Genomic DNA, 11,046 nt, shown 5'->3' on the forward strand with positions numbered 1-11,046 from the left:
CTTTCGGGACATCAGACGTCCCGAAAGTGGCTTTCGCGACACCGTCGCCGGGTCTCGGGGCGGGGAGCTTTCCGCGCCCGACAAGGCCACCCGCGGGCGCGTCCACAGTGGACACACCCGCGGGGTTCACCCGGTCACCACCAGACGTTCGTGATCGGCGGCTTGTTCGCCGCGTTGCCGATGCCCGGCAGGCCGAACGCCGCCTCGATCGTGCGGAGGATCGAGTAGTGGTTGATCGATTCGCCGTAGCTGCCCGGCTTCACGTTGGCACCGACGAACGTGGTGAAGATCTGGTTCACCGACGTCCCGCTGTCCTCGTCGAAATTGACGATCAGCAGGCTGTTGTGCGTCTTGGCCCACTGGGCGTAGGCGTCGAGGTTCTTCTTCAGCCATTTGTCACCGGTGTCGACCGGGCAGTCGTGCATGTCGCTGCACAGGTCCGGGGTCACGAACGCGACGTGCGGCAGCTTGGTGAAATCGGCAGGGAACGACGAGAACCGTTTGTTCGCCGACGAAGGAACATTGCTGAAGCTGACCCAGCTGTTGTGCTTGCGTGCGTATTTTCCTTTCGTGCAGCCGGTGTAGCCGTCGGAAGGCATGCTCTCCGCATAGCCGACGAACTTCTTGCCGATTCCCGCCAGCTGGGAAGCGAGGTTCTCCTTGTTCCCGAGATCCTGGCATTTGTTGCTGTCGACACCGTGCGTCGAGCCCGCGAACTGGGCGATGTAGTTCGGCTGGCTCGGATGCGTCGTCCCGTAGGCCTTGGTGAACTTGGCTCCCTGTGCGGCGAGCTGGTTGAAGTACGGCGCCTTCGAGCTGCCGCTGATCTCCTTGTAGTCCTTGTTCTCGAACATCACGAGGACGATGTGGTCGAACTTGGGCACCGCCGCCGCGGCGGGCTCGACCGCGGCGGCGGGAGTGTCCTGATGGGACACCACCAGCGCCGTGGCCAGCCCGGTCGCGGCAACGGCCGCGACCGCGATCCGTTTCCAGTACATTGAAACCTCCTGAAACAAGTTGAAACTTTGACGACCGGCCGTCGGGTTCAGCGGCGCTCCGCAGGCGTCGACAGAGTCGAGACATCAGATGTCTCAGGTGCATTTAAACGGCAGGGAAGTCAGCGGCCCATCAAGATCGCCTGACTGGAGCAGCCGATGGGCGCGGAACGCCCCAAAACCGGCATTACTTGGCACGAAACCATGTAAACCAGGCGTTCGCCTTGTGCCCGGGAGCGCGAACCGATCAACTTATGGCAACTCGCTGATTCAGCCGGTTGACAGTGGCGGCGCCATTGCCGCGGCTTCATGGTGCACTCATCCGACCATTGTTAAGCTGGTCGGCGTGAAGCCCCTTTCGTCGAGACCGGCCGGATACACGATCGAAGAACTTTCCACGATCGTCGGCATGTCGGCGCGCAATATCCGGGCCCATCAGACGAGGGGCCTGCTCGCCCCGCCGGTGCGGCACGGCAGGACCGCCTACTACGGGCCGGCCCACCTGCGGCGCCTCCGGCGGATCACGATGCTGCAGAAGCAGGGCTTCAACCTGGTGTCCATCGCCGCGATGCTCGGAACGACCACAGTGGACCGCGCCGACGGGCTGGACTCGGCGATGGCCGACATCGCCCGTGACCAGCCCGCCCTCGTCCGCTGCCTGGAGCGGCACGGCGTGCTCGGGCGGGACGACGCGGGGACGCCGGCCGTCGTGCGCCCGTCGGTCTCGCGCGCGGTGGCCGAGCTCGCCGGAGCCGGGATCCCGCCCGCCGCGGCTCTGCGGTTCCTCGGACAGTTCATGGACCGGGCCGCGCCGCTGGCGGGCGAGCAGCTGGCCGCGTTCAAAGCCCAGACCGGCGGTGTGTCGGCGGCTCACGGGACCTGTTTCGCCGAGCTTCTTGTAAGCGCTTTCAGGGCGATCGTGGAGAACGCGGCCGAGGTCACTTTCGTAGACGGGGAGCCAGGCCGGCGGTGACACCGTGCAGCGACTTCGGGCATACGGGGCTTGGCGCCGGTCTCGCGTGATTGGAGACGCAACTCGCGTGATTGGAGGCGCAACTCACGAGTTACGCGTTCAATCACGTGAGTTACGTGTCTGATCACGCGAGTTACGACTTTCGGGCCTCCGCGGATGGTCAGACCAGTTCCGAGGAGACGACCGAGGCCAGCCCGCGCAGCCTCTCCAGCAGCGGCTCGACCTCGTCGGCGGCGATCAGGACCGCGCAGGTCATGGTGCTTTCGCGGACTCCGTCGCGGATGTCGACGGACAGATCGTGGACCAGGCAGCCGAGCGCCTCGACCAGGCCGGGGATCTGCTCGACGCCACCGACGAAGTAGGTCGCGATCCGGCGGCGGACCAGCATGGACGAACGCGGTGCGGGGATCTGGAACGAAATAGTGGACATCGTGGGCTCCAAGGGCGGGAAACGTACAGGCCATGGAGGGCCAGGTCCCGGGGGATGCCCCGTATCGAGGGGTCGCCGGACTGCGCGCCGGCGACCTGGTTCAGCCGGCGCGCTTGATTACGAGTCGAGTCCAGCGGCGCACGGCGACAGGCTAACACGTCACGAGAGACGGAGACGAGAACCCTGCTCGCGGACGTGCGCGGCGGAGCCGCAGTCGAGGTCCAGTTGCCGCTGCCGTTCGGCCACGAACGCCCGGCCGAGGCCGGTGCGGTCCGAAGTGGACAGTGTGCGCCGGAGGTCGTTCAGCAACCCGCGTTCCTCCGCGCGGATATGCGCGTCCACCGAATTCTCCAGTACCACCAAGGCTTTCTCGGGGTCGGCGACTTCCAGTACGGCCAGCAACTCGGCCGCGAGCCCGTTCTCCGTCGCATCGGGACGGATGATGCGTTCGGTCGCGGTGGCATGGGCGACCAGCGACGCCGAGAGTTCCGCGATCAGCGCCGGACGGTCGGCCTCGTCGTTGCGGAGGTCCCGGAACAGCTGTTCGATCCGGCGGTGGTCGGCCAGGACGACCTCGACCAGGTCGGAGCCCGGGGGAGCGGCGGTCGGGCCCGGGCGCATCCAGCCGAACGTCAGTTCCACGGCCTGGCGCCAGTGCGAGTATTCGCTGTCGCGGCGGGCCGGGTCCATCGTCGGCAGCCACTGCCCGGCACGGTGCCAGTTCCGGCGCAGCCCCTCCAGATCCGGCCAGTACCCGACCGACAACCCGGCCGCGTACGCCGCGCCCAGCGACACCGTCTCGGCGACCATCGGGCGCACCACCGGCACGTCGAGGACGTCGGCGACGAACTGCATCAGCAGGTTGTCGGCGGTCATCCCGCCGTCCACCTTGAGCGTCGACAGCGCGAGCCCCGAATCGGCGTTCATCGCGTCGACGACCTCGCGCGTCTGCCAGCCGGTCGCCTCCAGCACAGCGCGGGCGAGGTGTCCCTTGGTGATGTACGACGTCAGCCCGGCGATCACGCCGCGCGCCTCGCTGTGCCAGTGCGGCGCGAACAGACCGGAGAACGCGGGCACGATGTAGCAGCCGCCGTTGTCCTCGACCGTCCGCGCCAGTGTCTCGATCTCGGGCGCGCTGCCGATCAGTTCGAGCCCGTCGCGGAACCACTGCACCAGCGACCCGGTGACGGCGATCGACCCTTCGAGGGCGTACACGGCGGGCTCGTCGCCGATCTTGAACCCGACGGTGGTCAGCATGCCGTGGGTCGAGAGCACGGGCGTCGGACCGGTGTTGAGCAGCAGGAAGCTGCCCGTGCCGTACGTGCACTTCGCCTCGCCGGGCGCGAAGCAGGTCTGGCCGAACAACGCCGCCTGCTGGTCGCCGAGCGCCGCCGCGATCCGGATCCCCGGCACCACCCGTGACGTCGTTCCGTACACCTCGGTCGACGGCCGGATCCGCGGCAGCATCGCGCGCGGGACGTCGAAGAACTCCAGCAGTTCGTCGTCCCACGACAGGGTCCGCAGGTTCATCAGCATGGTGCGCGAGGCGTTGGTGACGTCGGTGACGTGCACGCCGCCGTCGGGCCCGCCGGTCAGGTTCCAGATCAGCCAGCTCTCGACCGTCCCGAACAGCACGTCACCGCGCTCGGCGCGTTCCCGCAGGCCAGGAGTCCTTTCGAGCATCCACCGGATACGCGGCGCGGAGAAGTACGTGGCCAGCGGCAGTCCGCACAGCCGCCGGACGCGGTCCGCACCCGGCTCGCGGGCGAGTTGTTCGAGCATCGCGTCGGTGCGGGTGTCCTGCCAGACGATCGCGCGCCCGACCGGGTTACCGGTGTGCCTGTCCCACAGCACCGTCGTCTCGCGCTGGTTCGCGATGCCGAGGCCGACCACCTGTGCCGGTTCGGCGCCGGCGTCGGCCAGCGCCTGCGGGACGATCCGGCCGACGTTGCGCCAGATCTCCGTCGCGTCGTGCTCGACCCAGCCCGGACGGGGGAAGTGCTGCTGGTGCTCGCGCTGCGCGACCGACACCAGCCTGCCGCGCGCGTCGAACAGGATGCACCGCGTCGAGGTGGTGCCCTGGTCGATCGACATCACGTAGCGCTGGACCACGCGAGCACCTCCATCACCATCGGGACGCGCCGAGATCGCGGGAGACCGCTCGTGCCGCGTCGCGCACGTGGCCGAGCAGCCGCGGGATCGGGCTGCCGTCGGCTTCACAGATCCGTTCCGTCGCGCCGGACACCCCGATCGCGCCGACCACGATGCCGCCGTGGCCGCGGATCGGCGCCGCGATCCCGGCCTCACCGGTGATCATCTCGCCGTTCTCGCTCGCCCAGCCCGCCTCGCGCACCTTGCCACAGGCGCGTTTGATCGCGGTCTGGGTGATCAGGGTCCGGCGGGTGTAGGCCTCCGGCTCGCCGGTGCGCAACGATGCCACGAGACCGGTGTCGTAGGCCAGAAGGACTTTCCCGAGCGCGGTCGCGTGCAACGGCAGAAGCGTCCCGACGTCGAGGGTCTGCAAGCTGTCGTCGGGGCGGAAAACGTGGTGCACCACCAGGACCCGGCCTTCCAGTGGCGCACCGATCCGGACGGCTTCACCGCTGCGCGCGGCCAGCGCGTCGGCCCAGTTGATCGCGCGTGACCGGAGTTCGTTGACGTCGAGGTAGCTGGTGCCGAGGTGCAGCAGCGCCGCGCCGAGTTGGTATTTCCCGGTGTCACGGTCTTGTTCGACAAAGCCGACCCCTTGCAGGGTGCGCAGGATCCCGTGCGCCGTTCCCTTGGCGAGTTCGAGGGAATCGGCGATCTCGCCGACGCCGAGACGCCCCGAACCACGCGCCAGCAACCGCAGGATCGCGGCGGCGCGCTCGATGGACTGGATCGGACCGGGCACGGCTCAACCGTAGCCCGACCGGCCCTGATTCGACAATGTCGAACATCGTCTCCGGGCGTTCGACAATGCCGACCGGCGTCCGTTGACCCCGCGTTTCCGCGAACTTAACTTCGGCCTCAACAGGGCAACGGTGTCCTTTGTGGAGGAAGCAATGGTGCGAAACCTCAAGGCTCGCGGACTGGCGGGCGAACTGGCGGCGGAGTTCGTCGGGACGATGATCCTCATCCTGTTCGGCTGCGGGGTGGTGGCTCAAGTCGTCGCCGCCGGCATCGGGGATCACGACAGCATCGCGTGGGCCTGGGGCATCGGTGTCACGCTCGGTATCTACGTGGCTTCACGGATCAGTGGCGCGCATTTGAATCCCGCCGTCACCGTGGCGCTCGCGGTGTTCAAGGGCTTCTCGTGGCGCAAGGTCGCCCCGTACGCCTTGGCGCAGACCGCGGGCGCGTTCCTCGGCGCGCTGCTGGTGCGCTGGAACTACACCGAGGTGCTCAACGCCGCCGACCCCGGTCTGACGATCAAGACCCAGGGTGTGTTCTCCACCCTTCCGGGTAACGGAACCCTGCCGGTGGGTGACTGGGGCGCGTTCCGCGACCAGATCATCGGAACGGCCATCCTCGCCTTGGTGATCTTCGCCATCACCGACCTCCGCAACACCGCGCCCGCCGCGAACCTCGCCCCGGTCGTCGTCGGCTTCCTGGTGGTCGCGATCGGCATGGCCTGGGGAACCAACGCCGGCTACGCGATCAACCCGGCCCGCGACTTCGGCCCGCGGCTGATGTCCTGGCTCACCGGTTACGACACCGCGTTCACCGACCAATACGGCTATCCGTACTGGTGGATCCCGATCGTGGCGCCGGTCATCGGCGCGGTGATCGGCGGGGCGATCTACAAGTTCTTCATCGAGCGTTACCTGCCCGCCGAACCGGCACCGGAAGCCTTGCCCGCCAAGGACATCGAGCGCGTTTCCTAAGGAGACTCCGTCCTTCGGGGTGCAACCCCGAACCCGTCCGGAGGGCTCCGCCCCCCGGACCCCCGGAAGAGAGGGAAATCATGCCTGACTACATCGGCGCCGTCGACCAGGGCACCACCAGCACGCGCTTCATGATCTTCGACCACGGCGGGAACGAGATCGCCCGCCACCAGCTCGAGCACGAGCAGATCCTGCCGAAGCCCGGCTGGGTCGAGCACGACGCCACCGAGATCTGGGAGCGGACCCGTTCGGTCATCGCCACGGCGCTCAACAAGGCGAAGCTGACCGCCGCCGACCTCGCGTCGCTCGGCATCACCAACCAGCGTGAGACCACCGTGGTGTGGAACCGCCGGACCGGGCGCCCGTACTGCAACGCCATCGTGTGGCAGGACACCCGCACCGACCGGATCGCGTCAGCGCTCGAACGCGAGGGCAAGGGTGACGTCATCCGGCGGAAGGCCGGTCTGCCGCCCGCCACCTACTTCTCCGGCGGCAAGCTCCAGTGGATCCTGGAGAACGTCGAGGGCGTCCGCGAAGACGCCGAAAAGGGCGACGCGCTGTTCGGCACCACCGACACCTGGCTCATCTGGAACCTCACCGGCGGGCCCGACGGCGGCGTCCACGTGACGGACCCGACCAACGCGTCGCGCACCATGCTCATGGACCTGGAAACGCTGGAGTGGGACGACGAACTGCTGTCGTTCTTCGGCGTCCCCAAGCAGATGCTGCCGTCGATCGCGCCGTCGTCGAACAACGGCCGCTTCGGCGTCACCCGCGCGGACGGCCCGCTCGGCGGCGAGGTCGCCATCACCGGCGTGCTCGGCGATCAGCAGGCGGCCACCGTCGGCCAGGTGTGCTTCCGTCCCGGCGAGGCCAAGAACACCTACGGCACCGGCAACTTCCTGCTGCTCAACACCGGGCACGAGGTCGTGCGGTCGAAGCACGGCCTGCTCACGACGCTGGCCTACCAGTTCGGTGACGAGAAGCCCGTATACGCGCTCGAAGGGTCGATCGCCGTCACGGGTTCCGCCGTGCAGTGGCTGCGCGACCAGCTCGGGATCATCAGCGGCGCGTCCCAGAGCGAGAGCCTCGCGCGGCAGGTCGAGGACAACGGTGGCGTCTACTTCGTCCCCGCGTTCTCCGGGCTTTTCGCGCCGTACTGGCGATCCGACGCGCGCGGCGCGATCGTCGGCCTCACCCGCGCCACCACGAACGCGCATCTGGCGCGGGCGACCCTCGAAGCGATCTGCTACCAGACGCGCGACGTCGTCGAGGCCATGCAGAACGACTCGGGCGTCACGCTCGACGTGTTGCGTGTGGACGGTGGCGTGACCGCGAACGAACTGTGCATGCAGCTCCAGGCGGACATCCTCGGCGTGCCGGTGTCCAAGCCGGTCGTGGCGGAGACCACCGCGCTCGGCGCCGCCTACGCGGCAGGCCTCGCCGTCGGGTTCTGGAAGAACACCGACGAGCTGGAACAGAACTGGAACGAGGACAAGCGCTGGGAGCCGTCGTGGACGGACGAACAGCGCGCCGAGGGCTACGCGGGCTGGCAGAAGGCCGTCGGCCGCACGCTCGACTGGGTCGAGGTCGAGTGAGCCCGATGAACAGGAGGAACAGAGTGACACCCGTACCGCTTTCCCCGGTCTACCGTGCCGAGACGCTGCGCAAGCTCGCTCGCGAGGAGATCGACGTCCTCGTCGTCGGTGGGGGAGTGACCGGTGCCGGCGTCGCGCTCGACGCGGCGTCGCGCGGGCTCTCCGTCGCGCTCGTCGAGGCCCGTGACTTCGCCGCGGGCACGTCCAGCCGATCGTCCAAACTGATCCACGGCGGGCTGCGTTACCTGGAGAACCTGGACTTCAAGCTGGTCCGCGAGGCGCTGAAGGAACGGAGCCTGCTGCTGCAGACGCTGGCGCCGCATCTGGTCCGGCCGGTGAAGTTTCTCGTGCCGCTGAAGCACCGCGTCTGGGAACGCGGCTACATCGGCGCGGGGGTCACGCTCTACGACACCCTCGGCGGAGCGCGCGCCTTGCCGCGGCACCGGCATCTGTCCAAGCGCGGCGCGGGCAAGGTCGCTCCCGGCCTCGCGGACGACGCCCTGATCGGCGCCATCCAGTACTACGACGCGCAGGTCGACGACGCGCGCCACACGATGATGATCGCGCGGACGGCGGCCGAGCAGGGGGCTTCCGTCCTCACCCGCGCCCGCGTGACGTCTCTGATCCGAGATGGCGAACGCGTCGTCGGTGCCAAGGTCGTCGACCGCGAGAGCGGTGCGGAGATCGAGGTCCGGGCGAAGACGGTCGTCGCGGCGACCGGCGTCTGGAGCGACGACATGGCCGAAGCGGCGGGCATCCCCGCGCCGTTCACCGTGCGCGCGTCGAAGGGCATCCACCTCGTGGTGCCGCGCGAGAAGATCGACCTCGACACCGGGCTGATCCTGCGCACCGAGAAGAGCGTCCTGTTCGTCATCCCGTGGGGACGGCACTGGATCGTCGGCACCACCGACACCGAATGGGATCTCGACCGCGAACATCCGGCGGCCAGCCAGGCGGACGTCGACTACGTGCTCGATCACCTCAACGCGGTCCTGCGCACGCCGATCACCGCCGATGACATCGAAGGCGTGTACGCGGGGCTTCGGCCGCTGCTGGCCGCGAAGGCGACTTCGACGACGAAGCTGTCGCGGGAGCACGCCGTGGCGCATCCGGTGCCGGGTCTGGTGATCGTGGCCGGCGGCAAGTACACGACGTACCGCGTGATGGCCGCCGACGCCGTCGACGTCGCGGTGGAGGACCTCGGCCGTCCCGCGCCGTCGTCGTGGACCGAGCGGCTGCCGATCGTCGGCGCGACGGGTTACCACGAGATGTGGGGCGCGCGGCACTCGCTGGTGCAGCGCACGGGGCTGCCCATCGCCCGTATCGAGCACCTGCTCCAGCGCTACGGCACCGCCGTGGAGGACATCCTGGAGTCGATCTCGGAACGTCCCGAACTGGGCGAAGCGATCCCGGGGACGGCGGAGTACCTGAAGGCGGAGGTCGTCTACGCGGTCTCGCACGAAGGCGCGCTGCACCTGGAGGACGTCCTGACGCGGCGCACCCGGATCTCCATCGAGGAGCGGGACCGCGGTGTGACGGCGGCGCCGGTGGTGGCGGAACTGATGGCGCCGCTGCTGGGCTGGGACTCGCACAAGAAGGAGCGCGAGGTCGCCAATTACCTCGCGCGGGTCGAGGCGGAGCGCTCCGCCCAGGCCCAGCCGGACGACGAAGCGGCCAACGCCAGCCGTCTCGCGGCTCCGGCGCTGCTGCCGAGCTGACGTGGGCTGAAAGGGCCCTTCACCGCATGCGACGCGGTGAAGGGCCCTTTCGTCGCGTCGCATGCGGGCATGGCTCCCTTCAGCCCCCGCCTACTTGAGCCAGTCGAGGTAGCGGGTTCCGGCGATGCGGGCGCCGTCCTTCGTGGTGAGGACGTCACCCTTGACGGCGGCGAACATGCCCGCGGTCTCGTCGACGGTCACCGGACGCGTGTCTCCCTTGGCGGACAACGTGATCCGGCCCAGCTCGTCGAGCGGGTAGACGTCCGGGCCGCCCACGTCGAGGGTGCCGTTCAGCGGCTTCCCGGCCGACACCTCGGAAACGGCGGCGGCGACGTCCGCCGCGGCGATCGGCTGGATCGGGGTGGTGGGCAGGCGGACCGCGGTCTCGTCGGAGGTCCAGGACAGGACCGCGTCGACGAATTCCATGAACTGGGTGGCGCGGACGATCGAGTAGGGGAGGCCGCTCTCCTTGAGGATGTCCTCCTGCAGGGTCTTCGCCCGGTAGTAGTCGAGATCGGGCACCTGGTCGACGCCGACGATCGACAGGATCACGAAGTGCCCGGTGCCCGCCTTCTTCGCTGCTTCGACGAGGTTGTCCATCGACGTCCGGAAGAACACGGGGGAGGCGTCGTCGAAGGTCGGCGAGTTCGTGAGGTTGACGACCACGTCCGCGCCGTCGAGCGCGCTGTCCAGCCCCTGGCCGGTGAGCAGGTCGACGCCGGTGGACGGCGAATGCGGTACCGCTTCGTGGCCCGCCTCGTTCAGGTTGCGCACGACCTGCGAACCGATCAGCCCGGTCCCGCCGATGATCGCGAATTTCATGACCCAGTGCCCTTCGTCGGCGGCGTCCGTTATCTCGGACACCTGATGTCCGAGATAATACTCGGATACATTGTGTCCGAGTCAAGGGGCGAGTTAGAGTCGTCCGGGTGAAGATGTCCGGTGGGGTCGAGTGGGCTCTGCATTGCTGTGTCGTGCTGACCTCGGTCGACGAACCCGCGCCCGCCGCGCGCCTGGCGCAGCTGCACGACGTCTCGCCGAGTTATCTCGCGAAGCAGCTTCAGGCGCTTTCCCGGGCCGACCTCATCCGGTCGGTGCAGGGGAAGGCCGGTGGCTACGTCCTCACCCGGCCGCCTTCGGAGATCACGGTGCTCGACGTCGTCGAGGCGATCGACGGGCCCGGCCCGGCCTTCATCTGCACTGAGATCCGGCAGCGCGGTCCGATGGCGACGCCGCCCGAGGCGTGCACGACGCCGTGCGCCATCAGCCGCGCGATGGCGAACGCCGAAGTCCAGTGGCGGGCGGCCTTGCGGGCCGTCACCATCGCGGATCTGGCCGACGACGTCAGGGGCGACTACGGTCCGGGCGCGCTCGCCGGGATCGGCGCGTGGTTCAAGGCCGTCGAGGGGTAGTCGAAGCTTGCCGGTCCGGTGGTCGTGAGTGCCGTTTCGGCTTGGAACCCGAAC

The 11,046-nt window shown here is 68.5% G+C and carries 10 protein-coding genes; 5 read left to right on the forward strand and 5 right to left on the reverse strand.

Translation table 11 applies throughout. From position 1 onward, the window contains the following. Nucleotides 1-134: 134 nt before the first annotated feature. A complete protein-coding gene (locus ACFVM3_RS39605; RefSeq protein WP_378444926.1) occupies nt 135-998 on the reverse strand; it encodes an alkaline phosphatase family protein in 864 nt (287 codons plus the stop codon). A 343-nt stretch (nt 999-1,341) separates the two neighbouring features. Here ACFVM3_RS39605 and ACFVM3_RS39610 point away from each other — a divergent pair, with 343 nt between their 5' ends. Beyond that, nucleotides 1,342-1,968, forward strand: coding sequence for a helix-turn-helix domain-containing protein (locus tag ACFVM3_RS39610; RefSeq protein ID WP_378444927.1), 627 nt, complete (start codon nt 1,342-1,344; stop codon nt 1,966-1,968). 160 nt (nt 1,969-2,128) lie between these two features. On the opposite strand, the gene ACFVM3_RS39615 is transcribed toward ACFVM3_RS39610, so the two are convergent. From ACFVM3_RS39615 to ACFVM3_RS39625, 3 genes are all read right to left on the reverse strand, one after another. Then, the gene (locus ACFVM3_RS39615; protein WP_378444928.1) at nt 2,129-2,398 is read right to left on the reverse strand and encodes a hypothetical protein; all 270 of its coding nucleotides are present in this window, start codon (nt 2,396-2,398) and stop codon (nt 2,129-2,131) included. 159 nt (nt 2,399-2,557) lie between these two features. Further along, nucleotides 2,558-4,510 (reverse strand): glycerol kinase GlpK, encoded by a 1,953-nt coding sequence (glpK, locus tag ACFVM3_RS39620; protein WP_378444929.1) that lies wholly within the window; start codon nt 4,508-4,510, stop codon nt 2,558-2,560. Between the two features lie 13 nt (nt 4,511-4,523). Then, the gene (locus tag ACFVM3_RS39625; protein WP_378444930.1) at nt 4,524-5,291 is read right to left on the reverse strand and encodes an IclR family transcriptional regulator; all 768 of its coding nucleotides are present in this window, start codon (nt 5,289-5,291) and stop codon (nt 4,524-4,526) included. Between the two features lie 151 nt (nt 5,292-5,442). Here ACFVM3_RS39625 and ACFVM3_RS39630 point away from each other — a divergent pair, with 151 nt between their 5' ends. The 3 genes from ACFVM3_RS39630 to glpD all read left to right on the forward strand — a co-directional run bounded on the left by ACFVM3_RS39630 (nt 5,443) and on the right by glpD (nt 9,580). Beyond that, entirely contained in the window at nt 5,443-6,264 is an 822-nt protein-coding gene (locus tag ACFVM3_RS39630) for an MIP/aquaporin family protein (protein WP_063274356.1), read from the forward strand. An 80-nt stretch (nt 6,265-6,344) separates the two neighbouring features. Further along, nucleotides 6,345-7,862, forward strand: coding sequence for a glycerol kinase GlpK (glpK, locus tag ACFVM3_RS39635; RefSeq protein WP_126734335.1), 1,518 nt, complete (start codon nt 6,345-6,347; stop codon nt 7,860-7,862). Nucleotides 7,863-7,867: 5 nt separating this feature from the next. Beyond that, nucleotides 7,868-9,580: a glycerol-3-phosphate dehydrogenase gene (gene glpD / locus ACFVM3_RS39640; protein ID WP_378444931.1), complete on the forward strand. Its 1,713-nt coding sequence runs from the start codon at nt 7,868-7,870 to the stop codon at nt 9,578-9,580. A 90-nt stretch (nt 9,581-9,670) separates the two neighbouring features. Here the strand turns inward: glpD and ACFVM3_RS39645 are convergent, their stop codons facing one another. Next, on the reverse strand, nt 9,671-10,402 hold the full coding sequence (locus ACFVM3_RS39645; protein WP_378444934.1) for an SDR family oxidoreductase: 732 nt from the start codon (nt 10,400-10,402) through the stop codon (nt 9,671-9,673). 113 nt (nt 10,403-10,515) lie between these two features. Here ACFVM3_RS39645 and ACFVM3_RS39650 point away from each other — a divergent pair, with 113 nt between their 5' ends. Then, complete coding sequence (locus ACFVM3_RS39650; protein ID WP_378444935.1) at nt 10,516-10,992, forward strand: RrF2 family transcriptional regulator; 477 nt, start codon at nt 10,516-10,518, stop codon at nt 10,990-10,992. Nucleotides 10,993-11,046: the final 54 nt, after the last annotated feature.

It is taken from the genome of Amycolatopsis sp. NPDC057786, assembly GCF_042797905.1.
In the GTDB taxonomy this organism is placed as follows: domain Bacteria; phylum Actinomycetota; class Actinomycetes; order Mycobacteriales; family Pseudonocardiaceae; genus Amycolatopsis.